This is a genomic window from Variovorax sp. OV700, assembly GCF_900099805.1.
Classification (GTDB): Bacteria; Pseudomonadota; Gammaproteobacteria; order Burkholderiales; family Burkholderiaceae_C; genus Variovorax.
On sequence record NZ_FNDR01000003.1, the window covers coordinates 393,450 to 420,052 of the forward strand.

Annotated in this window: 7 protein-coding genes; all 7 read left to right on the forward strand. The window is 69.2% G+C overall.

All coding sequences use genetic code 11. The features are described 5' to 3' along the window. Nucleotides 1–4: 4 nt before the first annotated feature. Genes BLR24_RS08860 through BLR24_RS08890 form a run of 7 tightly spaced genes read left to right on the forward strand, consistent with a single transcriptional unit; the run spans nucleotide 5 to nucleotide 26,571 of the window. Complete coding sequence (locus BLR24_RS08860) at nucleotides 5–742, forward strand: thioesterase II family protein (protein WP_093016315.1); 738 nt, start codon at nucleotides 5–7, stop codon at nucleotides 740–742. Next, on the forward strand, nucleotides 720–1,412 hold the full coding sequence (locus BLR24_RS08865; protein WP_093015769.1) for a 4'-phosphopantetheinyl transferase family protein: 693 nt from the start codon (nucleotides 720–722) through the stop codon (nucleotides 1,410–1,412). Before BLR24_RS08860 ends, BLR24_RS08865 begins: the two co-directional genes overlap by 23 nt. Beyond that, the gene (locus tag BLR24_RS08870; protein ID WP_093015772.1) at nucleotides 1,409–6,706 is read left to right on the forward strand and encodes a non-ribosomal peptide synthetase; all 5,298 of its coding nucleotides are present in this window, start codon (nucleotides 1,409–1,411) and stop codon (nucleotides 6,704–6,706) included. The genes BLR24_RS08865 and BLR24_RS08870 overlap by 4 nt, the downstream gene beginning before the upstream one ends. Next, a complete protein-coding gene (locus BLR24_RS08875; protein WP_093015775.1) occupies nucleotides 6,706–11,283 on the forward strand; it encodes a type I polyketide synthase in 4,578 nt (1,525 codons plus the stop codon). The genes BLR24_RS08870 and BLR24_RS08875 overlap by 1 nt, the downstream gene beginning before the upstream one ends. Next, nucleotides 11,280–14,624, forward strand: a complete 3,345-nt coding sequence (locus BLR24_RS08880) for a non-ribosomal peptide synthetase (RefSeq protein ID WP_093015778.1) — start codon at nucleotides 11,280–11,282, stop codon at nucleotides 14,622–14,624. Before BLR24_RS08875 ends, BLR24_RS08880 begins: the two co-directional genes overlap by 4 nt. Beyond that, a complete protein-coding gene (locus tag BLR24_RS08885) occupies nucleotides 14,624–22,486 on the forward strand; it encodes a non-ribosomal peptide synthetase (protein WP_093015781.1) in 7,863 nt (2,620 codons plus the stop codon). The genes BLR24_RS08880 and BLR24_RS08885 overlap by 1 nt, the downstream gene beginning before the upstream one ends. After that, entirely contained in the window at nucleotides 22,486–26,571 is a 4,086-nt protein-coding gene (locus BLR24_RS08890) for a non-ribosomal peptide synthetase (protein ID WP_175543228.1), read from the forward strand. Before BLR24_RS08885 ends, BLR24_RS08890 begins: the two co-directional genes overlap by 1 nt. Nucleotides 26,572–26,603 lie beyond the last annotated feature (32 nt).

Consider the following 26,603-nt stretch of genomic DNA (forward strand, 5'->3'; position numbering starts at 1 on the left):
GCGCGTGGAGACGAGCGTCTCGCTGCTGTGCCTGCCGTGCGCGGGCGCCAGCGCCACGATGTACCTGCGCTGGTGCCGCCTGCTGCCGCGCTGGATCCGCGTCGTGCCCGTGGAGCTGCCGGGCCGCGGGAGCCGGCTGGCCGAAAGCCCGGTGGAGGATTTCGACAGCCTCGTTGCGCAACTCTGCGTGGAGCAGGCCGAAGCCATGCGCGGCGAGTTCGCGATCTTCGGCCACAGCATGGGCGCATTGCTCGCCTACGGCATGGCCTGCCGATTGCGGTCGATGGGGCGCGCATTGCCTGTTGCGCTACTTGCTTCGGGCAGCGCCGCGCCGTCTCGGCGTGATCCTGATCGCTTCGCGGACAAGACCGATGACGCCTCACTGATCGCCGACTTGCGCAAGCAGGGTGGAACGCCGGAAGAAGTGTTTGCCAGCGCCGAGTTGATGCGCATCACGCTCGACGTGCTCGGCGCCGACTACCGCGTTTGCGAAGGCTTTCGATACGCCGGCGAGGCACTCCTGCCGATGCCGGTGCACGTCTTCGCGGGACGCGACGACGACATCGAAGCCGAGCGCATCTACGCGTGGTCGGCCGAGGCGCGGGGTGCCTTTTCGCTCGACTGGTTTGGCGGCGGGCACTTCTTCATCCGCCAGCAGGAAACGGAATTTCTGGCGGCGCTCTCGCAGCGCCTCGGCAAGGTCGACGCACGGGATCGCCATGCATCTCACGCCCTGGCCTGACCCGCTGCCCGCGGGCATCGAGGTGTATCGCCTCGACTTCGACCTGACCATCGAAGCAACGGCGGCGCGGCGGGTGCTGACGTCCGACGAGCGTGCAAAGGCCGACAGGTTCGCTAGAACGGCCGACCGCGTGCGCTTCACCTCAACACGTAGTGCGCTTCGCAATCTGCTTGCAGGGCGCGTGGGCTGCGAGCCCGTTGAGGTGCCGCTTGCAGCGAGCTTGCATGGCAAGCCGTTCATCGAGCGTGCAGGCGGCAATGCGCCGCAGTTCAACGTCTCGCACTCCGGGTCGCATGCACTCATCGCGCTGGGCGATGCACGGACTGTGACCGAGATCGGCATCGACATCGAAGCGTGCAAGGCCAATGTCGACGTCGAGGCCATCTCCTCGCTGGCATTCACTACCCGCGAATGCGGCGAAGTGCGCAATGCCGCCGATCGGCTGCATGCGCTCTACACCCGCTGGGTGGGCAAGGAAGCGGTGCTCAAAGCCATCGGCGTCGGCGTGGCCAAACACCTCAAGACGATCGGCATCCGCCCCGGCGCGAACGGACAGTTCGCCCTCGAATGCGCCGTTCCCGAATGGACGAATTTTCAAGCCGCGGCGCTCAGGGCGCCGATCGGCTATGCAGCCGCGCTCGCTTGGCGCGCAAAGGAAGAAACGACATGACCGAGATGCCGCAAAAGGCAAACCCGCAGCCGAAGAATTTTGTTGCCCACCTGCGCGCGCTGGCACGCACGCGGCCTGACGACATTTGGCTCACCGTGGCCGGCATGGTGAATGGCGAGTACCAGGAAGACCCGATCAGCTACGGCGTCTTTGAGCGGCGCGTGCGCGCCCTTGCGGCCCGGCTGCAGCAGCAGTTCGCCAAGGGCGAGCGGGCTCTGGTCATGCTCGACAACGGCGACCACTATGCGGTCTGCATGCTGGCCTGCTTCTACAGCGGCGTGATCGCGGTGCCGGTGTTCCCGCCCGAGTCCATGCGGCCGCAGCATCTGGCGCGGCTCACCGGCATTGCCGCCGATTCAGAGGCGCGCTGCGTGCTGACCTCCATCGCCATTTCGAGCGCGCTGAATGCGAACTCCGGCCAGTTTGGAGACGCGGAGATCGTCGCCGTCGATGCGGTGGATACCGAGCTTGCCGATGCATGGGCGCCCTTCGATCCCGCCGACGGCGACATCGCGTTCCTGCAGTACACCTCGGGCTCGACCTCCGCGCCGAAGGGCGTCATGGTGACGCACGGCAACCTGATGGCCAACGAAGCAGCGATGACGCACGGCATGGGCGTGGGCCCAGAAGACAAGTTCGTCTGCTGGGCGCCGCTCTATCACGACATGGGCCTGATCGGCGGACTGCTGCTGCCGCTCTACAACGGCATTCCGCTGGTGCTCACCTCGCCAGGTTATTTTCTCGAACGCCCGGTGCGCTGGCTCGAGCTGATCTCGCGCCATCGCGCGACTCATAGCGGGGGGCCCGACTTCTCCTTTCGCCTCTGCCTCGAACGCGTGAACGATGCGCGGCTGGCACAGCTCGACCTGTCGAGCTGGCGCGTGGCCTACACGGGTGCGGAGCCGGTGCGCGCCGACACGGAAGCCGAATTCATCGCACGCTTTGCTTCCGCCGGCTTCGACCCGCGCGCGGCCTATCCCTGCTACGGCTTGGCCGAGGGTACGCTGTTCGTCACCGGTGGCGTGACCGGCAGCGGCATGGTGGCGCGCACCTTCTCCACCGATGCCCTGGCCCGAGGCGAAGGGGCGGCGGCCGACGAGGGCTCGATGCTGGTCGGCTGCGGCTTTGCGGCTCCAGGCCATCGCGTCGAGATCGTCGACGCCGGGTCGCTGACGGCCGCGGCCCCCGGAAAGATCGGCGAGATCTGGACCAGCGGCCCGAGCATCTGCCTCGGCTACTGGGGCAAGGAACGCGAGACCCGCGAAACCTTCGCCCTGCGCGACGGCCAGCGCTGGCTGCGAACCGGCGACCTCGGCTTCATGCACGAAGGCCAGCTCTACGTCACCGGCCGGATCAAGGACCTGATCATCGTCCGCGGCCACAACATCTATCCGCAGGACATCGAGCGGCTCATCGAGGCCGAGGTCGACGCGGTGCGCAAGAGCCGTGTCGCGGTCTTCGCCGTGCAGGGGGCGGACGGCGAGGGCATCGGCGTTGCCGCCGAGGTGTCGCGCAGCATGCAGAAGCTGGTGCCGCCGCAGGTGCTGGTCGAAGCGCTCGGCGCTGCCGTCAGCGAGGTGTTCGGCGAGCCGCTGTCGGTCGTGCTCCTGCTCAACCCCGGCGGCCTGCCGAAGACCACGAGCGGCAAGCTGCAGCGCAGCGCCTGCCGCGCGGGCTGGATCGACGGCAGCGCCGATGCGTATGCGATCTACCAGTACGGCGCTTTCGTGCGAGGCGGCTCGAGCGAAGCGGCGCCGGAGGCACCGCTGGATGAGGTCGAGCAGGCCATCGCCGCGATCTGGCGCGAGGTCTGGAAGCAGGGCGACGACCGTCCGCTCGGACGCGACGCGCACTTCTTCAACCGTGGGGGCAGCTCCCTCACGGCGACGCAGGCGGCCGCGCGCATCTCGGCGCATTGGCAGATCGACTTTCCGACGCGCATGCTGTTCGAGCAGCCGCGCCTGCATGCCTGCGCAGCGGCCATCCGGCAGCTGCAGGCACAAGGTCCGCGCCCGCAGCCCGCACCGATCCCGGTGCTGTCGGCCGAGCGCCGGCTGCTGCCGATGCCGCTCTCGCACGCGCAGGAGCGCCAGTGGTTCCTCTGGCAGATCGATCCCCGGAGCGCGGCCTACCATGTGAGCGGCGCGCTTCGCCTCACCGGGGCGTTGAACACCGATGCCTTGCGCGCGGCGCTCGATGACCTCGTCATGCGCCACGAATCGCTGCGCACGGTGTTCAGCGCTGCCGCCGACGGCAATGCGGAGCAGTGGATCAAGCCCGCCGGCACGCTGCCGCTGGCACTGATCGACTTGCGCAGTGCAGACGCTGCCAAACGCGACGAGCAGCTGACGGAAGAAACCCGACGCCTCAAGGCCGAGCCCTTCGACCTGACGCAGGGCCCGTTGGTGCGCGCTGCGCTGATCCGCACCGCCGACGAGACCCATGTGCTCGCCGTGGTGATGCACCACATCATTTCCGACGGCGCCTCGATGCAGCTGCTGATCGACGAGCTGGCCGCGGGCTACGCCGCGCACCTGAGCGGAAAGCCCAGGCGCCTGCCCGCGTCGCGCATCGAGTACGCCGACTACGCACTCTGGCAGCGCGAATGGCTTGCCGCCGGCGAAGGCGAGCGTCAGCTGGCCTGGTGGCGCGCGCAGCTCGGCGACACGCACGCGGTGCTCGACCTGCGCACCGACCATCCGCGCAAGGCGCAGGCCGGCTACAGCGCCGCGCGCCATGCCTTCGAGCTGCCGGCCGGCCTGCTCGGCAAGCTGCGCGGCGTGGCGGACACCCACGGCGCAACGCTCTTCATCGTGCTGCTCGCGGGCTTCCAGTCGCTGCTGCATCGCTACACGGGGCAGGAAGACATCCGCATCGGTGCGCCGATCGCCAACCGCAACCGCGTGGAGGTCGAGGGCGTGGTCGGCATGTTCGTCAACACCCTGGTGCTGCGCAATTCGGTCCACGGCCGCCTGAGCGCCTCGCGCGTGCTCGCGCAGGCCCGGGACGCCGTGCTGGGCGCGCAGGCGCACCAGGACCTGCCCTTCGAGCAACTGGTGCAGATGCTGCAGCCCGAGCGCAGCCTGAGCCACACCCTGTTGTTCCAGGTGATGTTCAACCACCTATTCGAGGACTACCGCGCATTCGCGCAATTGCCCGGCATCGCGGCGAGCGACCATGCGCTGCCCGATCTCGCGGCGCAGTTCGAACTCACGCTCGAGGCGCGCGAACGGCCCGATGGCCATCTGTCGCTGTCCGTGATCTATGCGGCCGAGCTGTTCGAGCCCGGCACCATCGCGCGCATGGCGGGCCACTACGTCGCGATCCTGCAGGCGCTGGCCGATCGTCCCGAGCAGCCGGTCGGCGACATCGACCTGCTCGGCGCGCCGGAGCAGGCACGGTTGGCGCAATGGGGCGTGAACACGCACCGCGAGCCGCAGCCCGAGCCGGTGCACCGCATGATCGAGCGGCAGGCGCGTGCGCAGCCCGACGCCACCGCGCTGCTCTTTGCCGACGAGACGCTGAGCTTCTCGGAACTGAACCGCCGGGCCAACCGCCTGGCGCACCGGTTGATCGCGTTGGGCGTCAGGCCCGAGGTGCTGGTGGGCATCGCGATGGAGCGCTCCGTCGAGATGGTGGTGGCGATCCTCGGTGTGCTCAAGGCCGGCGGCGCCTATGTGCCGCTGGACCCGGAATACCCGGCCGAGCGCCTCGCCTACATGGTGCAGGACAGCGGCATCGGGCTGCTGCTCACGCAGCGCAGCCTCGTCGATTGCGTGCCCGACCGCCGCGCGCTGACCGTGCTGGAAGTCGATGCAGCGGACCTCGGCGGTGAACCCGACAGCGATCCGCAGGTCGGCCTGCACATCGAGAACCTCGCCTATGTGATCTACACCTCGGGCTCCACCGGCAAGCCCAAGGGCGCGGCCATCCGCCACAGCGCGCTGCACAGCTGCATGGTGTGGATGCAGGGCATCTACCAGCTGACGCGTGCCGACACCGTGCTGCACAAGGCGCCGTTCGGCTTCGACGTCTCGGTGTGGGAGCTGTTCTGGCCGATGACATCGGGCGCGCGGCTGGTGGTCGCCAACCCCGGCGATCACCGCGATCCGGCCCGGCTGGTCGAGCTGATCCAGCGCCACCAGGTCACCACGCTTAACTTCGTGCCCTCGATGCTGCAGGCCTTTCTTGCGCACGAAGGCATCGAGGCCAGCACGCGCCTGCGCCACATCATCTGCGGCGGCGAGGCGATGCCGGCCGAGACGCAGAAGGAGACGCTCGAGCGCCTGCACGGCGCGGGGCTGCAGAACCTCTACGGCCCAACCGAGACCACCATCCACGTCACGCACTGGGCCTGCCGCAACGACGGCCAGAGCCAGGTGCCCATCGGCAAGCCGATCAGCCACACCAGCACCCACGTGCTCGATGCCGACCTGAACCTCGTGCCCCAGGGTGTCGCGGGCGAGCTGTACCTGGGCGGCATCAGCCTGGCCCGCGGCTACCTGAAGCGGGCGGGCCTGAGCGCGGAGCGCTTCGTGGCCGATCCGTTCGACAGCGAAGGCGGCGGAAGGCTCTACCGCACGGGCGACCTCGTGCGGTGGAATGGCGAAGGACAGCTGGAGTATCTGGGCCGCATCGACCACCAGGTGAAGATCCGCGGCTTCCGCATCGAGCTCGGCGAGATCGAGGCGCAGCTGCTCGCGCAGCCCGCGGTGCGCGAGGCCGTCGTGGTGGCGAAGGAAGGCCCGGCCGGCGCACGCCTCGTGGCCTACCTCGCGGCGCATGCGGAGCAGGCCATCGACACTGCGGTGCTCAAGGAGCGCCTTGCACAGGTGCTGCCCGACTACATGGTCCCGCGCGCCTTCGCCGTGCTCGACAGCCTGCCGCTCAACGCCAACGGCAAGGTCGACCGCAAGGCGCTGCCGGAGCCGGCCTTCGCCAGCGAGTTGGCCTACGAAGCACCGCAGGGCCATGTCGCGCAGACCGTGGCGGCCGTCTGGTCCGAGGTGCTGCAGATCGCGCAGGTTGGTTTGCACGACAACTTCTTCGACCTCGGCGGCCACTCGCTGCTGCTGATCCGCGCGCACCGCCTGCTGGAAGACCGGCTGCAGGCCGCGATCCCCGTGGTCAATCTCTTCAAGTACCCCACCATCGAATCGCTGGCCCAGTGGATCGAGCAGGCGCCGGCCGGTGCCGCGTCGTCTGCCGCCGCGGCCGCGGCCAGCGACGACAGGGCGCTGCGTCAGCGCGCCGCCATGCTTCAACGCCGCAAGTCAGCGGAGAGAGTCAACTGATGTCCACCCCCCACGACCTCTCCGAACCGACGGGCATCGAGATCGCCATCGTCGGCATGGCCGGCCGCTTTCCCGGCGCCGACGATGTGGACGCCTTCTGGCGCAATGTGCAGGGCGGCGTGGAGTCGGTCTCGCGCTTCACCGACGACGAACTGCGCGCGCGCGGCGTGCCGCAGAGCCTGCTGGACGATCCCGAGTACGTGAAGGCCGGCGTGCGCTTCGACGGCTTCGACCAGTTCGACGCGGGCTTCTTCGGCTACACGCCGCGCGAAGCCGAGACCCTCGATCCGCAGCAGCGCGTCTTCCTGGAATGCGCGTGGGCCTCGCTCGAACACGCGGGCTGCGACGTTGCGCGCTGGCCGGGCAAGGTCGGCGTCTACGCGGGCGAGGGCATCAACCTGTACCTGATCCGCAACCTGCTGCCGTCCTTCGGCCTCGGCGCGGAGAGTGGCATTGCCGATCTGCTGGGGCTGATGAACGGCAACTCCAGCGGCTCGCTGTGCACGCGCGTCGCCTACAAGCTCGACCTGCGCGGCCCCGCGGTCACCGTGCAGACTGCCTGCTCGACATCGCTGGTGGCCGTGCACACCGCATGCCAGGCCCTGCTGGGCCACGACTGCGACATGGCCCTCGCGGGCGGCGTGTGGCTCAACCTGCTGCAGGAGGGCGGCTATCGCTACCAGGCGGGCGCCATCCTGTCGCCCGACGGCCACTGCCGCGCCTTCGATGCCAAGGCCGCGGGCACGCTGATCGGCAGCGGCGCCGGCGTGGTCGTGCTCAAGCGCCTCGACGATGCGCTGCGCGACGGCGACACCATCCACGCGGTGATCAAGGGCTCGGCTGCCAACAACGACGGCGCCGCCAAGGTCGGCTTCACCGCGCCCAGCGTGGACGGGCAGGCCGAGGTCATCCGCGCGGCGCAGCTCATCGCGGGCGTGGCGGCGGACACCATTGGCTATGTGGAGGCGCATGGCACCGGCACCACGCTCGGCGACCCGATCGAGATCGCCGCGCTCACCCAGGCCTTTCGCGCCGACACCGAGCGGCGCGGCTACTGCGCCGTGGGTTCGGTGAAGACCAACATCGGCCATCTCGATGCCGCCGCCGGCGTGGTGGGGCTCATCAAGGCGACGATGGCGCTCAAGCACCGCGTGCTGCCGCCGAGCCTGCATTTCGAGCAACCCAATCCGCAGATCGATTTCGCGGCCAGCCCGTTCTATGTGAACACCGAGGCGCGGCCCTGGGTCGAGGGGCGGGTGCCGCGCCGTGCCGGCGTGAGTTCGTTCGGCATCGGCGGCACCAATGTGCACGTCGTGCTCGAAGAAGCACCGGTCGCTGCGAATGCGGCGACGGCACCGGCCTGGCAGGTGTTGCCCGTGTCGGCCAAGAGAGAGACTGCCTTGGCCCAAGGCCGGACGCAACTTGCGGCGCATCTGCAGGCACAGCCCGCGCAGGCGCTGCAAGACGTGGCGCACACGCTGCAAACCGGACGCCGCGCCTTCGCATGGCGCAGCGCGATGGTGGCGAACGACGCGGAGATGGCTGCGCAGATGCTGTCGTCCCCGGCCGCCGCATCCCGCCAGGCGCCGGCCTCCGCGCCCGAGGTGGTCTTTCTGTTTCCGGGCAGCGGCAGCCAGCATGCCTTCATGGGTGCGGCGCTCTATCGTGAGCGCGCCGTGTTCCGCGAGGCGCTCGATCGCTGCATCGCCTTGCTGCGCGCGCAGAGCGGCATCGACCTGCACCCGCTGCTGTTCCCCGCCGCCGGCGACGAAGCGCTGGCGAACGAGCGCCTGTTCCACATCGAGGTCGCGCAGCCGGCGCTCTTTGCCGTCGAGTACGCCATGGCGCAGTGGTGGCTGCACTGCGGCGTGAAGCCCGCGCTGATGATGGGCCACAGCCTCGGCGAATACGTCGCCGCCTGCGTGGCGGGCGTGTTCTCGCTGGAAGATGCGCTGCGCATCGTCGCGCAGCGTGCGCGCCTCGTGCAGGTGCTTTCGGCCGGCGCCATGCTCGCCGTGCCGCTGCCCGAGTCCGAACTCGCGCCGTTCCTCGCGGCGGGCTGCGACCTCGCCGCTGTGAACGGCGAACAGCTCTGCGTGCTGGCCGGAACCCCCGAAGCCATCGCGCGTGCCGAGCATGAACTGCGCGCGCGCCAGCATCTGCCGCGCCGCCTGCATGTCGCCGTGGCCTTCCATTCGCGCCTGGTCGATCCGGCCGTGACCGCGCTCGAGCAACTGATTGCCTCGGTGCCGCGCCACGCGCCGCGCATCCCTTTCATCTCCAACCTCACCGGCCTGCCGATCACCGCGCAGGAGGCGACCAGCCCCGCGTACTGGGGCCGGCACCTGCGCAACACCGTGCGTTTCGCCGATGGCCTGCGCCACATCTTCGACAAGCCCGGCCGCGTGGTGCTCGAAGTCGGTCCCGGCGAGACGCTGACGGGGCTCGCGCGCCAGCATCCGGGCAGCGGCGCGGCCGCGGGCCTCTGGGCCAGTCAGGCCCACGCACAGCAGACCGCGCGCAACAGCCAGCAGCTGGCCAACGCGGTTGCAGGCCTGTGGACCGCTGGCGTCAGCATCGACTGGTCTGCGCTCCACGAAAATGGTGAGCGCCGCCGCGTGCCGCTGCCGACCTATGCCTTCCAGCGCCAGCGCTACTGGGTCGAGGCCGGGGATGCCGCACGGCCTTCATCGCCGAGTGCCGCCCCCGGTCTTTTCTATGCGCCGAGCTGGCAGCGAAGCACACCGTTGCCGCCTGCTGCGCAGCAGGCCGACCGCAGAGGCTGCACGCTGATCCTGGGCGATGCCAACAGCTTCACCGACCGGCTGGCCCGCACGCTGCGCGAGCGCGGCGAACAGGTGGTGCTGGCCTTGCGAGGCACGCGCTTTGCGCGCACCGCGCCGGGGCAGTACACGGTGCGATCGGGCGAACGCGCCGACCACGAAGCCCTGCTGCGCGCGGTGGAAGCCGAAGCGGGACCGGTGCACAGCCTCCATCACCTGTGGAGCCTGGACGGCGACCGGCCCGCGCCATCGCATGCGGAGGTCTTCGAAGCCGGCTGCTTCAGCCTGCTTGCACTGGCCCATGCGCTGGACGCCGTGGGCGGATCGGGCCGCGCCCCGCTGGCGCTGACCATCGTCACCGACCGCATCGAGGATGTCGCCGGCACCGAGGCACTGGCGCCCGAGAAGGCGACGCTGCTCGGCATCGCCAAGGTGCTGGGCCAGGAATATCCGTTGATCGCTTGTCGCGTTGTCGACGTGGTGCTGCCCGCGCCGGAAAGCTCGGCCGAAAGCGACCTGGCGCGCCGCGTCGCCGATGAAGCGGCGTCCGCACACGACGACTTTGTCGTCGCCTATCGCGGACCGCATCGCTGGACCAAGAACTACGAACCGCTGCCGGCACAACCCGCCACGCCGCGGCTTCGCGAGGGCGGCGTGTACCTCATCACCGGCGGCATGGGCGGTGTGGGCCTGGCGCTGGCGCGGCACCTGAGCCGCGCATGGAAGGCCCGCCTGGTGCTGCTCGGCCGCACACCGCTGCCCGCGCGCGGTGATTGGGAGCGCATCGCCGCGGCGACCGACCAGCCCGCCGCACTGCGCCGCAAGCTGCGGCAGCTGATCGAACTCGAAACCGCCGGCGCGCAAGTGCTGACCGTGACCGCGGATGTCACCGACCCCGCCCAGCTGCGCGACGCCCTGGCGGCGGCGCATGCGCGCTTCGGCGCGGTCAACGGCGTGGTCCACGCCGTGATGGACCCGGGGCTCGGCATGATCATCCAACGCACCCGGTCGCAAGTGGAAGCCGCCTTCGCACCGAAGGTGGCGGGCACGCGTGCATTGCTCGATGCGCTGCGCGGCGAGCCGCTGGATTTCGTGCTCTTCTGCTCCTCCATCGCCACGCTCCTCGGCGGCCTGGGTCGCAGCGACTATGCCGCTGCCAACGCCTACCTCGATGCGCTGGCGATGGCGCATCGCCGCAGTTCCGCACTGCCGGTGTTTTCGGTGAACTGGGACGCCTGGCGCGATGTCGGCGCCGCGGCCGACATGGACCTTCCCGAGGGCGTCGGCCTCGACGAGCGCACCGGCGTGCTCGCCTTCGAGCGCATCGTCAACGGCCCCGACCTGCCGCAGACGGTGGTGTCCGTTTCGCCGCTGGCGCCGCGGCTGCGCCCGCTGGCCAACCTGCTCGACGCCTTGGACGCCGCGCCGGCGGCCGAAGCGCGCACCAGCCACCCGCGCCCCGTGCTGCCCACGCCGTATGCCGCACCCGAAGGCGAACTGGAAGAAGGGCTGGCCGCGCTGTGGACCGAAGCGCTCGGCATTGCGCCCGTGGGCGTGCACGACAACCTGTTCGAACTGGGCGGCGACTCGCTGCTCGCGATCCGCCTGCTGTCCCGCGTGCGCAAAGCCTATGGCGTGGAGCTGCAGCCGGCCGATTTCTTCAAGGCGCCGACCGTGGCCGAGCTGGCCGCGCTGGTCGAGCTGCGGCTGATCGAGGAGATCGAACGCGAGGCCCCGACCCCCGACGACCTGCATCCGGCAGCGGATCGCATCACTGCAAGTTTTTCATCATGAGCGAGACACCTCTTCTTTCCGAACGGCGCGCGAGGCTGTCGCCCGAGCAGTTGAGCCTGCTGCAGCGCCGCCTGAAGCAGGGCGGCAACGCGGCACCCGCGCGCGAGGCCATCGTGCGCGGCCCCATCGACGGCCCCGTGCCCGTGTCCTTCGCGCAGCAGGGCCAGTGGTTCCTGTGGCAGCTCAACCCAGCGAACACGGCTTATCACGTCGGTGGCGGGCTGGGTTTTTCGGGGGCGCTCGATGTGGCGGCGCTACAGGATGCGATGCAGGCGATCGCCAGGCGCCACGAAGCATTGCGTACCGTGTTCGGCCCCGGCCCCGAAGGCCTGCCCGAGCAGCGCGTCCTGGCGGAAGTGCGCATCGACATTCCCTTCGTCGACCTCAGCGTGCTCGATGCCGCTGCGCGCGAATCACGCTACGACGCGGCGGTGGCGCAGGTCTGCCGCACCGCCTTCGACCTGACGACCGGCCCCTTGCTGCGCTGCGCCTTGCTGAAGATGTCGGATGGCGAGCACCAGCTGCTGCTCATGATGCATCACATCATTTCCGATGCGTGGTCGGTCCAGCTCATGCTCGACGACCTCGCTGAGGCCTATGCCTTGCGGACGCAGGGTATGCCTGACACGCGGCCTGAGCCGGAGATCGGTTACGTCGACTTCAGCCAATGGCAGCGCAGGTGGTTGGAGAACAGCGAAGGCAAGGGCGAAGGCGAACGGCAGCTGGCCTACTGGCGCAAGCGCCTCGGTGCCAGCCAGCCGGTGCTCGCGCTGACCACCGACCGGCCACGTTCCGCCGAGGCCCATTACAGCGCGGCGCAGCATTCGCTCGACCTGCCCGTCGGCCTCGCGCAGGAACTGAAGCAGCTGTCGCGCGCGCAGGGCGGCACCTTGTTCATGGCGCTGCTCACGGCCTTCCATGCCCTGCTGTTCCGCTACACCGGCCAGAACGAGATCCGCGTCGGCGTGCCCGTCGCGGGCCGCAGCCGACCGGAGACTTCGGGCGTCATCGGCATCTTCATCAACACGCTCGTGCTCGATGCGCGCCTGCATGCGCAGACGAGCCTGGCCGAACTGCTCGCGCAGGTCCGAGACACCTCGCTCGAAGCCCAGGCGCATCAGGACCTGCCGTTCGAACGCCTGGTGCAGGCGCTGCGCGCGGAGCACGGGCACACCGCCGCGCCGCTGTTCCAGGTGATGTTCAACCACCTCGGGCAGGGGGACAGGCCGCTGCGCGGCTGGCCCGGTCTGCAGGTGCGGCGCATCGACCTCGAGGAACGTGCGGCGCCCTTCGAGCTGACGCTGGAAACCATCGAACGCGAAGACGGCGGCATCCGGGCCAACTTCCGCTATGCGGCCGAGCTGTTCGAGCCGCAGACCATCGAGCGCATGGCGGGCCACTACCAGCGCGTGCTGGAAGCGCTCGTGCGCCTGCCGGCGTCGAAGCTGGGCGAACTGGCGCTGCTGGGCGACGCGGAGCAAAAGCAGCTCGCGCAGTGGGGCGTCAACACCCATCGCCGCGGTGAGGCGCAATGCGTGCATCGCCTGATCGAGCAACAGGCGGCCGAACGCCCGGATGCCGTCGCGCTGATCTTCGGCGATGAAGTCCTGAGCTATGGCGAACTCAATCGTCGTGCCAATCAATTGGCGCACCGCCTGATCGCAGAGGGTGTGCGCCCCGAGGCGAAGGTCGGCGTGGCATTGGAGCGCAGCACCGAGCTCGTGGTCGGCCTGCTCGCGATCCTGAAGGCGGGCGGCGCCTACGTGCCGCTCGATCCGGAATACCCGGTGGACCGCATCGCCCACATGGTGGAAGACAGCGCGCTCGCGCTGGTGCTGACGCAGAGCCGCCTGAAAGAACGCCTGCCGCTGCAGGCCGCCACGCCGATGCTGGCGCTCGACACGCTGGACCTCGGCGGCCACCCGCAAGGCAACCCGGCCGTGTCGCTCCACAGCGAGAACCTCGCCTATGTGATCTACACCTCGGGATCGACCGGCAAGCCCAAGGGCGCGGCCAACCGCCACGGCGCGCTCTACAACCGGCTGGTCTGGATGCAGCAGGCCTACCAGCTCGGCGAGTCGGACACCGTGCTGCAGAAAACGCCGTTCAGCTTCGACGTGTCGGTATGGGAATTCTTCTGGCCGCTCATGTTCGGCGCCCGGCTGGCCGTGGCCGACCCCGGCGACCACCGCGAGCCGGCGCGTCTCGCCCAGCTGATCCGCACGCATGAAGTGAGCACGCTGCACTTCGTGCCCTCGATGCTCCAGGCCTTTCTCGCGCACCCGGGTGTCGAAGCCTGCACCAGTCTGCGGCGCATCGTCTGCAGCGGCGAGGCACTGCCCGCCGAAGCGCAGAACGAAGTGTTCAGGCGACTGCCGCAGGCCGCGCTCTGCAACCTCTATGGCCCCACCGAAGCCGCCATCGACGTGACCCACTGGACCTGCCGCGACGACGGGCGCAGCCAGGTGGCGATCGGGCAGCCGATCGACGACACGCAGACCTATGTGCTTGATGCCGAGCTGAACCTGATGCCACCGGGCGCTGCGGGCGAGCTGTACCTGGGCGGCGCGGGGCTCGCGCGCGGCTATGTGCAGCGCGCGGCCTTGACCGCCGAGCGCTTCGTGGCCGATCCGTTCGACAGCGAAGGCGGTGGCAGGCTCTACCGCACCGGCGACCTGGTGCGTTGGAACAGCGACGGGCAGCTCGACTACCTGGGCCGTATCGACCACCAGGTGAAGATCCGCGGCTTTCGCATCGAGCTGGGCGAGATCGAAGCGCAACTGCTCGCGCAGCCCGAAGTGCGCGAGGCCGTCGTCGTTGCGAGCCAGGGCGCAGGCGGCGCGCGGCTTGTGGCCTATGTCTCGGCGCAGGCCGGGCAAGCCATCGACACCGCGCGCTTGCGCGAACACCTGGGCCGGGCGCTGCCCGACTACATGGTGCCCGGCCTCGTCATGGTGCTGGAGACCCTGCCGCTGAACCCCAACGGCAAGGTCGACCGCAAGGCACTGCCAGAACCCGAGCGCGCAAGCGCCCAGGCCTACGAGGCGCCGCAGGGCGGCACCGAAGAAGCGCTGGCGGCCGTCTGGGCCGAGGTGCTCGGCGTGCCGCGCGTGGGCCGCCACGACAACTTCTTCGAGCTCGGCGGGCATTCGCTCATGTCCGTGCAGGTGGTCGCCCGGGTGCAGGGCGCGATGCATGCGGACCTGACGGTCGCCGACATTTTTCGACAGCCTGTCCTGATGGACATGGCCGGACTCATTGCAGGTGCCGGCGAAAGGAAACCCGTGGCCCAGTCTCTCTCCGACATCGACGCCTTCATGGACAGCCTGGAGATCGCTTGATGGACATCGCGGCCACCCATGACCAGATCGGCAAGCGTTTCTCCAGGCTGAACCCGGCGCAGCGCCGCGCGGTGTACCAGAAGATCCGTGCCGAGGGGCTGACCATCGGGCAGTTTCCGATCCTTGCGCGCGACGAGGCGGCGCGTGTTGCCTGCGCGCCTTCGTATGCCCAGATGCGCCAGTGGTTCCTCTGGCAACTGGAGCCGGGCAGCTCGGCCTATCACATCACCGGCGCGCTCCGGCTTCAGGGCCTCTTGAACAGGGACGCGCTGCAGGCGAGTTTCGACGCATTGGTCGAACGCCACGAATCGCTGCGCACGGTGTTCCGCGCGAATGCCGAAGGCCTGGTCGAGCAGGTGGTGCAGCAGCGCGCGGGGCTGGAGATTCCGCTCATCGACCTCGGCATGCTCGCGGACGGCGAACGCGATGCGCGTGCGCAGGAAGAAGCCCGGCGCATCGCCGAGAAACCCTTCGACCTGACGGCCGATCCGCTGCTGCGGGTCGCGCTGATCCGCCTGGACCCACAGACGCACCTGCTCGTCGTCGTGATGCATCACATCGTGTCCGACGGCTGGTCGCTGCAGATCCTCGTGGACGAGTTCGTGGCGCACTACCGTGCACGGGCCAACGGGCAGCCGTCGCGGGTTGCGCCCTTGCCGATCCAGTACGCCGACTACGCCGTCTGGCAGCGGCACTGGCTGGAGGCCGGCGAGAAGGAGCGCCAGCTCGACTACTGGAAAGCGCATCTGGGCACCGAGCATCCGGTGCTGCAGTTGCCGACGGACCGCGCGCGGCGCACGGACGGCCGATACCGCGCCGCCCGCCATGACATCGTTCTTCCGCAGAAGGTGGTCGATGCGCTGCATCGGCGCGCACAGGCCCAGGGCACCACGCTGTTCATGGTGCTGCTGACGGGGCTGCAGGTGCTGCTGCACCGCCACACCGCGCAACAGGACATCCGCGTCGGCGTGCCGGTGGCCAACCGTCATCGCGTGGAGGCTGAAAAGGTCATCGGCTTCTTCGTCAACACGCAGGTCCTGCGCAATGTGTTGACCAGCCGCACGAGCCTGCTGCAGGCCCTGGAAGCCACGCGCGATGCGGCGCTGGGCGCGCAGTCGCACCAGGACCTGCCGTTCGAGCAGCTGGTGGAGGCCCTGCAGCCCGAGCGCAGCCTGGGCACGGCGCCGTTGTTCCAGGTGATGTTCAACCACCAGCGGCGCGACCATCGCGCGTTGGAGAACCTGCCGGGCCTGACGATGCAGGACCACGAACTGGGCGGGCAGTCCGCGCAATTCGAGCTCACGCTGAGCACCATCGAAGATGCGCAGGGCCATGTGCAGGCCAGCTTCCACTATGCGCAGGAGCTGTTCGATGCGCAGACCATCGCGCGGATGGCGGGGCACTACCTGTCGGTGCTGGGTGCGCTGGCCGACAGCCCGGCGCAGGCGGTGGGCGATATCGACATGCTCGCGGCCGGCGAGAAGGATCTGCTCGCGCAGTGGGGTGTCAACGCACCGGCCGGGCAGGGCAGCGAGCCCGTGCATCGCCTGATGGAGCGGCAGGCGCGCGAGCGCCCCGGGGCCACAGCCCTGCTGTTCGGCGACGAGGTGCTGAGCTATGGCGAGCTCGACCGCCGCGCCAACCGCCTGGCGCACCGACTGATCGCGCTTGGCGTGAAGCCGGACACACGCGTCGGCATCGCGGTGGAGCGCTCCTTCGACGTGGTGGTCGGCCTGCTTGGCATCCTGAAGGCTGGCGGCGCTTACGTGCCGCTGGACCCGGAGTACCCCGCGGACCGCCTGGCCTACATGGTCGCGGACAGCGGCATCGACCTGCTCGTGACGCAAAGCCATGTGAAGGCACGCATTCCCTGCGGCGAACACGTGCGCGTGCTGCAGATCGACACGCTCGACCTGGGCGCCGAGCCGGACCGCTCGCCTGAAATCGCAGTGCATGCCGGCAACCTGGCCTACATCATCTACACCTCGGGCTCGACGGGCATGCCCAAGGGCGTGATGGTGTCGCACGGGCCTTTTGCCGCGCATTGCGTCGAGACGGCCGTGCTGTACGAGATGGGGCCGCAGTCCTGCGAACTGCACTTCCTCTCTTTCTCTTTCGATGGCGCGCACGAGCGTCTCTTCACCGCGCTGTGCTGCGGCGCGTCGCTGTTGCTGCGCGATACGTCGCTGTGGACCGCCGAACAGACGCTGGACGCGATGCAGCGCCATGGCGTGACCAATGCCGGCTTTCCGCCGGCCTACCTGCGCCAGCTGGCCGACTGGGCGCGCGACACCGGCCGTTGCCCGCCGGTGCAGCTGTATTCCTTCGGCGGCGAGGCGATGTCGCGCGAGGGCTTCGACGCGGTGCGCCGGCACCTGAAGCCCGAACTGCTGATCAACGGCTACGGCCCCACCGAAGCGGTGGTGACGCCGATGCTGTGGAAGGTCGATGGCGCGGCGCGCTTCGAAGAGGGCTACGCGCCCATCGGCCGCCCCGTGGGCGACCGCAGCGCGCGCGTGCTCGATGCCGACCTCAACCTCGTGCCGCGCAATGTCGCGGGCGAGCTGTACCTCGGCGGCGAGGGCCTTGCGCGCGGCTACCTGCATCGCGCCGCGCTCACGGCCGAACGCTTCGTGGCCGACCCTTTCGACGATGCCGGCGGACGGATCTACCGGACCGGCGACTGGGTGCGCTGGCGCGACGACGGCCAGCTCGAATACCTGGGGCGCATCGACCACCAGGTGAAGGTCCGTGGCTTTCGCATCGAGCTCGGCGAGATCGAGGCGCAGCTGCTGGCCCAGCCCGAGCTGCGCGAATCCGTGGTGATCTCGCGCCACGGGCCGGGCGGTGCGCGGCTCGCGGCCTATGTGTCGCTGAAGGCGGAACGGTCCGTCGACGTGGCGGTGTTGAAGGAGCGACTTTCTCGCGCGCTGCCCGACTACATGGTGCCTTCGGCCATCGTCGTGGTCGATGCGCTGCCGTTGAGCCCCAGCGGCAAGGTCGACCGCCAGGCCCTGCCGGAGCCCGCACTTGCGCAGGACGAGAAGGCCTACGAAGCGCCGCAGGGTGAGGCCGAACAGGCCATCGCCAAAGTGTGGACCGGCGTGCTCGGATTGGAGCGCGTGGGCCGAAACGACAACTTCTTCGAGCTTGGCGGCGACTCCATCCTGAGCCTGCAGATCGTGGCGCGGCTGCGCCTCGCGGGCTGGAAGGTGAGCCCCAAGCAGATCTTCGAACGCCAGACCGTGGCCCAGCTTGCGGGCACGGCCGAGCCCGTGGGCGATGCCAAGCGCCCGGCCGCTGGCGATGCGCAGGGTGAAGCACCGCTGCTGCCGTTCCAGCATGCGTTCTTCGAGATGCAGATGCCGGTGCGCAACCACTGGAACCAGGCGGTGCTGCTGAAGTGCCCCGAGCCGTTGCAGCTGCAGGGCTTCAAGCAGGCATTGCGAGCGGTGGTGCAGCACCACGACAGCCTCGGCCTGCGCTACAGCCAGGATGCCGGAGGCGCGTGGCACCAGCGCTATACCGCGATGCCGCAGAGCGAGCTCGACGAACTGCTGTGGGTGCGCCAGGCCCGCGATGCGGCGCAGCTCGAAGCGCTCTGCGACGAAGCGCAGCGCAGCCTTGATCTCGCGCGCGGACCGCTGGTGCGTGCGCTCGCGGTCGAGTTGCCGGGTGGCGAATCGCGGCTGCTGGTGGCCATCCACCACATGGTGGTCGATGGCGTGTCGTGGCGCATCCTGCTGGAAGACCTGCAGGACGCCTACCGCAAGAGCCTCGCGGGGCATGCCATCGTGCTGCCCGCCAAGAGCAGCATCTACAAGGACTGGACCACTGCACTGCAGGGCTACGCCCAAGACCATGCCGAAGGGATCGGTCATTGGCAGGCCCTGGCGGACGTTCCCGCGAGCCTGCCGTGCGCCCGCCCGGAGGGATCGAACACCGTCGCCGATCAACAAACGGTCGAGCTCCGGCTGGACAAGGCGACGACGCAGGCGTTGCTGAAGGACGCGCCCGCGGCCTATCGCACGCAGGCCAACGACATGCTGTTGACCGCGCTGGGCCGCGCGCTGTGCGCATGGGCCGGCCACGCCACGGTGCTGGTCGACCTCGAGGGCCATGGCCGCGAAGACCTGTTCGAGCACATCGACCTGTCGCGCACCGTCGGCTGGTTCACGACCCTGTTCCCGGTCGCGCTCGATCCGCTGGGCGAACCGGGCGAAGCGATCAAGCGCGTGAAGGAAAGCCTGCGCCGCATCCCCGACAAGGGGCTGGGGCACGGTGTGCTCAAGCACCTGGGCAACGCCGCGCAACAGCAGGCGCTGCGCGCGTTGCCCCAGGCACAGGTGGTCTTCAACTACCTCGGCCAGTTCGACGCCGGCTCCGACGAGCGCGCGCAATGGGTGCTCGCGCAAGAACCGAGCGGTGCGCCGGTCGATCCGGGCGCGCCGCTGACGCACGAGTTCGCGGTCAACGGCCAGGTCTACGAAGGCGTGCTGACGCTGCGCGTGAGCTACAGCCACGCGCGCCACGACCGCAGCGCCGTGGCCGGCTGGGTGCAGCGCTTCCAGCAGGAGCTCGAAGCGTTGGTGGCGCATTGCACGAGCGGTGCGCAGGGCGTGACACCATCGGACTTTCCGCTGGCCCGCATCGGCCCGCAGCAGCTCGATGCCCTGCCGGTTGCGGTGGCGAACCTGGTGGACCTGTACCCGCTCTCGCCGATGCAGGCGGGCATGCTGTTCCACAGCCTCTATGCGCCCGGCGGCAGCGCCTACCTGAATCAGCTGCGTGTCGACATCGACGGACTCGACGTTGCGCGCTTCAAGGCCGCATGGCGTGCGATGCTGGAGCGGCACGAGGTGCTGCGCACCGGCTTCCTCGTGGACGAGCCTGCCCTGCAATGGGTGGCCCGGCAGATCGAGTTGCCGATGGTGGAGCACGACTGGCGCGGCAACAGTGACATCGCTCGCGCGCTCGACGACTTGGCAGAGGCGCAGCTCGCACAGGGCTTCGACCTCGCGCAGCCCCCGCTGATGCGGCTCGTGCTCGTGCATGCGCACGACGGCAAGCATCACTTCATCTGGACCATGCACCACCTGCTGCTGGACGGCTGGAGCACCTCGCAGCTGATGGGCGAGATGCTGCGGCACTACGCCGGCGAAGCCGTCCCGTTCCAGGGCGGGCGCTACGCGGACTACATCGCGTGGCTGCAGCAGCGCGACGGCGCGGCCGACGAGCGCTACTGGCGCGAGCAGCTGGGCCGCACCGAAGGCCCCACCTGGCTGGCCAACACCCTGCCCAAGCCGCGCGATGCGCAGCCGGGCTACGGCATCCACCGCTGCGAGATCGAAGCGCCGCGCACGCGCGCGCTGATGGAAGCGGCGAAGCGCGAACGCGTGACGCTCAACACACTGGTGCAGGCCGCCTGGGCCCTGCTGCTGGCGCGCCACACGGGGCAGCGCACGGTGAGCTTCGGCGCCACCGTGGCGGGCCGGCCGGTGGAGCTGCCCGGTGCGCAGCAGATGCTGGGCCTGTTCATCAACACGCTGCCGGTGATCGCCACGCTGCAGCCGGCTCAGCGCGTGGGCGACTGGCTGCGCGCGCTGCAGGCGCAGAACCTCGGTGCGCAGGAGTACGAGCACACGCCGCTTTACGAAATCCAGCGCTGGGCGGGGCAGGGTGGGCAGGACCTGTTCGACAGCATCGTGGTGTTCGAGAACTATCCGCTGGACCAGGCGCTGAAGCAGGGCGCGCCCGACAGGCTGCGCTTCGGCGAGGTCTGGAACCGCGAGGAGACCAACTACCCGATGACCGTCTCGGTGAACCAGGGCGAGACGCTGGTGCTGAGCTACAGCCATGCGCGCAGCCAGTTCGGCGAGGCGCTCGTGCAGACGCTGGCGCGCCGCATGGAGATGCTGCTCGAAGCGCTCGCGCAGTCACCGGGCGCGCGGGTGGGCGACATCGGGCTGCAGGACGAGGGCGATTCGTCGCAACCCGAAGCTGCGAAGAACATGCACGCCGCCGACACCGGGCAACCCGTGCATCGCTGGTTCGAACGGCAGGCCGCATTGCATGCGGATGCAACGGCGGTGGTCTTCGGCGATGAAAGCTTGAGCTACGCCGAACTCGACCTGCGCGCCAACCGGCTCGCACACCGGCTCATCGGCCTCGGCGTGGCGCCGGAGGTCAAGGTGGGCATTGCGGTGGAACGCTCCATCGAGATGGTGGTGGGCCTGCTCGCCATCCTGAAAGCCGGCGGCGCCTACGTGCCGCTCGACCCCGAGTACCCCGCCGATCGCCTGGCCTACATGATCGCGGACAGCGGCATCCGCCTGCTGCTCACGCAAAGCCACGTGGCGCCGAAGCTCCCGCTGCAGGACGACGTGCATGTGCTGGCGCTCGACACGGCCGACCTGGCCGAGGAGCCCACGGACGCGCCCGAGGTGGCGGTGCATGCCGATCAGCTGGTCTACGTGATCTACACCTCGGGTTCCACGGGCCGTCCCAAGGGAACGCAGCTGACCCACCGCAACGTGACGCGGCTGCTGGACTCGACGCAGCCCTGGTTCGGCTTCGGTCCGCAGGACGTGTGGACGAACTTCCACTCCTACGCCTTCGACTTCTCGGTGTGGGAAATCTTCGGCGCGCTGTGCACCGGCAGCAAGCTGGTGGTCGTGCCGTTCTGGGTCAGCCGCTCGCCCGACGATTTCGTGGCGCTGCTGCGCGCGCAGCAGGTCACCGTGCTGAACCAGACGCCTTCGGCTTTCCGGCAGCTGATCCACAGCGCGGCGCTGGCGACGGGCGATCGCCTGCCGCTGCGCTGCGTGATCTTCGGCGGCGAAGCCCTCGAGCCCGAGAGCCTGCGTCCGTGGATCGAACGCTTCGGCGACCGGCAGCCGCAGCTGGTCAACATGTACGGCATCACCGAGACCACCGTGCACGTGACCTACCGGCCGATCGTGCGCGCCGACCTCGACGAACAGAGCAGCCCGGTGGGCGCGTGCATTCCGGACCTCGGCATGTGGGTGCTGGACGGCGACCTCAACCCGCTGCCGGTCGGCGTGGCGGGCGAGCTCCATGTCTCGGGCGCGGGCCTGGCGCGCGGCTACCTGAACCGGGCCGGCCTGAGCGCGGAGCGTTTCGTGGCCGCACCCTTCGGCCCCGCGGGTGGACGGCTGTACCGCACCGGTGACCTGGTGCGCTGGCGCGGCGACGGCCAGCTCGACTACCTCGGGCGCATCGACCACCAGGTGAAGATTCGCGGCTTCCGCATCGAGCTCGGCGAGATCGAGGCGCAACTGCTGGCGCAGCCCGAAGTGCGCGAAGCGGTCGTGCTGGCGAAGGAGGGCGCAGGCGGCACGCGGCTCGTGGCCTACGTGTCCGCACGCGCGGGGCAGACGGCGGACGCCGTGGTGCTGCGCGAGCGGCTGCTGCAGAAGCTGCCGGACTACATGGTGCCGGCTGCCCTCATGGTGCTCGATGCCGTGCCGCTGAATTCGAACGGCAAGGTCGACCGCAAGGCGCTGCCCGATCCGGAGCTGGCGAGCGGCAGTGCGTATGCGCCGCCCGTGGGCGAGGTGGAGAGCGCGCTCGCCACCATCTGGGCCGAGGTGCTCGAGGTGGAGCGCGTCGGACGCAACGACAACTTCTTCGAGCTGGGCGGCCACTCGCTGAGCCTGCTGGCCGTGCAGACCAAGGTGCAGAAGCAGCTCGCGATCCAGCTGCCGCTCAAGCGCTATTTCGAAAACCCGACGCTGGCCGCGATGGCCGGCGTCGTGCAGGAAGAGGTCGGCGCCGCGGCGGCGGGAGGGTCCGAGGACCTGGCCCGGATGGCCGCGCTGCTCGACCTTCTGGAGGATTGATGGAGATCGACAAGCACAGCATCGCGGACCGTTTCGCGCGTCTGCCCCGGGAAAAGCAGAAGGCCTTTCTGGCCATCCTGCAAAAGCAGGGCGTGGATTTCGCCAAGCTCCCCATCGTGGCCGTGCCGGCTGGGAGCCGGGCCGAACTGTCCTATGCGCAGTTGCGCCAGTGGTTCCTGTGGCAGCTCGATCCGAAGAGCACGGCGTACCACATCTCCGGCGCGCTGAAGCTGCACGGGGCGTTGGACATCGATGCGCTGAAGCAAAGTTTTGCGGCGCTGGTCGAACGCCATGCATCGCTGCGCACGGTGTTCCAGCCGGACGCGCAAGGGCTGTGCGAACAGATCGTGCAAGACCGCGTCGATCTCGAGATTCCGGTGATCGATCTGGCCGCTGCGCAGGGCGACGTGGAAGCGCGTGTGCACCAAGAAGCCCGCCGCCTGAGCGCCACGCCCTTCGACCTCACGACCGGCCCGCTGATGCGGGTGGGCGTCATCCGGCTCGCGCCGCAGGTGCATGTGCTGGTGCTGGTGATGCACCACATCGTGTCCGACGGCGGCTCCCTGCATCTGCTGGTGGGCGAGTTCGTGGCGCAGTACCGCGCGCGGGTGCGCGGCGATGGCGTGGACCTGCCACCGCTGCCGATCCGCTACGTGGACTACGCGGCATGGCAGCGCAACTGGCTGGAAGCGGGCGAGAAGGACAGGCAGCTCGCCTACTGGACCGAGCGCCTGGGCACCGGCAACCCGGTGTTGCAGCTCGCCACTGACCACAGCCGGCGACCGAGCGGGCACTACACCGCGGCCCGGCACGGCGTCGACCTTGCGCCCGAGCTGGTGCAGGCCCTGCACAAGCGCGCACGCGCCCAGGGCGCAACGCTCTTCGCGGTGCTGCTGGCCGCGTTCCAGGCCCTGCTGCACCGCTACACCGGTCAGCCCGACATCCGTGTCGGCGTGTCGGTGGCGAACCGCCACCGCGCGGAGACGGAAGGCGTGATCGGGCTCTTCGTCAACACGCAGGTCATGCGCAGCGCGGTCGAAAGCCGCATGAGCCTCGCGAAGGTGCTGGCGCAGGCGAAGGCGGCCGCGATGGGCGCGCAGGCGCACCAGGACCTTCCGTTCGAACAGCTGGTGGAGGCGCTGCAGCCCGAGCGCAGCCTGAGCGTGAGCCCGCTGTTCCAGGTGATGTTCAGCCACGACCGGACCGACTCCCGCACACTGAAGCGGCTGCCCGACCTCGAACTGGAAGACTATGCGCTGGCGGCACCAGTGGCGCAGTTCGAACTGGTGCTGAGCACCAGCGAGGACGCGGACGGGCGGCTGCACGCGAGCTTCATCTATGCCTCGGAGCTGTTCGAGCAGGGCACCGTCGAACGCATGACCGCGCACTACGTCGCGATGCTCGGTGCGCTGGCCGGCGACGACGCGCACGCGGTGGGCGACGTCGACCTGATGGACGCGCCCGAAAAAGCGCAGCTCACGGCATGGAGCGTGAACGCACAGCGCGAGCCACAGCACGAGCCCGTGCACCGGACGATCGAGAAACAGGCCCGCGCGCAGCCGCAGGCCACCGCGCTGCTCTTCGGCGACGAGGCCTTGAGCTTCGACGAACTCAACCGCCGCGCCAACCGCTTGGCGCATCGCCTGATCGCGCTCGGCGTCAAGCCCGACATGCGCGTGGGCATCGCCATGCAGCGCTCGGTCGAACTCGTGGTGGGCCTGCTCGGCATCCTGAAAGCCGGCGGCGCCTACCTGCCGCTGGACCCTGAATATCCGGCCGAGCGCCTCGCCTACATGGTGCAGGACAGCGGCATCGAGTTGCTGCTGGCGCACCGCGCCACGCGCGACTGCCTTGACGACCGCAGCAGCCTGACCACGCTGGAGATCGACAGCATCGACTTCGGCGGCGAGTCGGATGCCGATCCGCAGGTCGCGCTGCACGGCGAGAACCTCGCCTACGTGATCTACACCTCGGGTTCCACCGGCAAGCCCAAGGGCGCGGCCATCCGGCACGATGCATTGCACAGCTGCATGGCCTGGATGCAGCGGACCTACGGGCTCACGCGCGACGACACGGTGCTGCACAAGGCGCCGTTCGGTTTCGACGTGTCGGTGTGGGAGCTGTTCTGGCCGATGACATCGGGCGCGCGGCTGGTGGTCGCCAACCCCGGCGACCACCGCGATCCGGCCCGGCTGGTCGAACTGATCCAACGCCACCAGGTCACCACGCTCAACTTCGTGCCCTCGATGCTGCAGGCCTTTCTTGCGCACGAAGGCATCGAGGCCAGCACGCGCCTCAGGCACATCATCTGCGGCGGCGAGGCGATGCCGGCCGAGACGCAGAAGGAGACGCTGCAACGCCTCAGTGGCGCCACGCTGCAGAACCTCTACGGACCGACCGAGACCACCATCCACGTCACGCGCTGGACCTGTCGCGACGATGGCCAGAGCCTGGTGCCCATCGGCCAGCCGATCACCGACACGCAGGCGTACGTGCTCGATGCCGAACTCAACCTCGTGCCGCGCGGCGTGGCGGGCGAGCTCTACCTCGGGGGCGTAAGCCTCGCGCGGGGCTACCTGAACCGGCCGGGCCTGAGCGCCGAACGGTTCGTGGCAGATCCGTTCGACGGCAAGGGCGGAAGGCTCTACCGCACCGGCGACCTCGTGCGCTGGAATGCCGAGGGGCAGATCGAGTACCTGGGCCGCATCGACCATCAGGTGAAGATCCGCGGCCTGCGCATCGAGCTGGGCGAGATCGAGGCGCGACTGCTCGCGCAGCCCGAAGTGCGCGAGGCGGTGGTCGTGGCGAAGGAAGGCCCGAGCAGCACATCGCTCGTGGCCTACATCGCGATGCATGCGGACCAGGCCATCGACAGCGCAGTGCTGCGCGAGCGCCTCGGCCAGGTGCTGCCCGACTACATGGTGCCGCGCCTGATCGTCACGCTCAAGGCCTTGCCGCTGAACGCCAACGGCAAGGTGGACCGCAAGGCGCTGCCCGAGCCGGAAGGGCTGGGCAGCGAGCTCGCGTACGAAGCGCCGCAAGGCGATGCCGAAGCGGCGCTGGCCGCGATCTGGCGCGAGGTGTTGGGCGTGGCGCGCGTGGGGCGCGGCGACAACTTCTTCGAGCTGGGCGGCGATTCGCTGCTGAGCCTCAAGCTGATCGCGCGCATCCGCAAGCAACTTCCCGGCGGCAGTCACCTGAGCCTGGCCGATGTGATGCAGGCCGGCAGCCTCCGGGAACTGGCCGCGCGGGTGAGCCAACGGGCCGAGAGTGCGAACGATGCGGTGTGCCTGCATGAAGGCGGCACGGGCGTGCCGCTGTTCTGCCTGCCCGGCCTGATTGTCAACTCGCGCGAGTTCCAACCGCTGGCGCGCGCTGTGCAGGGCGACCGGCCGGTGTATGCCTTCGTGAGCCACGTCTACACACGCAAACGCTGGCGCGGCTTTGCCATTCGCGAGCTCGCGGCCGAATATGCGGACTTCATCGTTGCAACCGCCATCGGGGGTCACTGCGCACTGCTGGGCTGGTCGCTGGGCGGTGACTTGGCCTTCGAAGTGGCGCGGCAGCTGCAGGGGCGCATCGAGATCGTGTTCTTCGGCGCGGTCGATGTGTTCGAGTCGGAGCCGATGGTTCCGGCGGGCAACTTGACGCTGGCAGAGCGGCTGAGGGCCGACGAGGTGCTGGCCACCTGGCTCGCAAAGTCGGACATGGCGGTGCAATGGAAAGCGCTATTCGCCCGCATGACCGATGCCGAGCGGACCTGGGTGGCCGAGCAACTGCTGGCCCCGGCCTGGGTGTCGCCGCTCGACGGCGCCGGCGACGAGGCCTACGAGTACCTGCTGTGGGCCACGCTCGACAGCCGCGTGCAGTCCGCGCGCTATGCAGAGGCGAAGACCGACCTCCCGGTGCAGGTGTTCTATGCCGAACGCTCGTTGCAGGCGCCCGGTGTGCTGCGCCGCTGGCCGGAGCGTGCGCGCGTGCTCTCGACCGAGGTCGTGGCGCGCACCGGCCACCTGGACATCATCCGCGACGCGCAGTTCGGCACCATCGTGAAGAGCCGCCTGCTGGCGCTCGACCCCGCGTAGCGCGGCAACGCCGCGGCCTCACGCAAAAAAGG

Excerpts from the sequence above, each read along its gene's own strand:
- BLR24_RS08865 (WP_093015769.1), top strand. The coding sequence starts at position 720 with ATGCATCTCACGCCCTGGCCTGACCCGCTGCCCGCGGGCATCGAGGTG.
- BLR24_RS08870 (WP_093015772.1), top strand. The coding sequence starts at position 1,409 with ATGACCGAGATGCCGCAAAAGGCAAACCCGCAGCCGAAGAATTTTGTT.
- BLR24_RS08875 (WP_093015775.1), top strand. The coding sequence starts at position 6,706 with ATGTCCACCCCCCACGACCTCTCCGAACCGACGGGCATCGAGATCGCC.
- BLR24_RS08880 (WP_093015778.1), top strand. The coding sequence starts at position 11,280 with ATGAGCGAGACACCTCTTCTTTCCGAACGGCGCGCGAGGCTGTCGCCC.
- BLR24_RS08885 (WP_093015781.1), top strand. The coding sequence starts at position 14,624 with ATGGACATCGCGGCCACCCATGACCAGATCGGCAAGCGTTTCTCCAGG.
- BLR24_RS08890 (WP_175543228.1), top strand. The coding sequence starts at position 22,486 with ATGGAGATCGACAAGCACAGCATCGCGGACCGTTTCGCGCGTCTGCCC.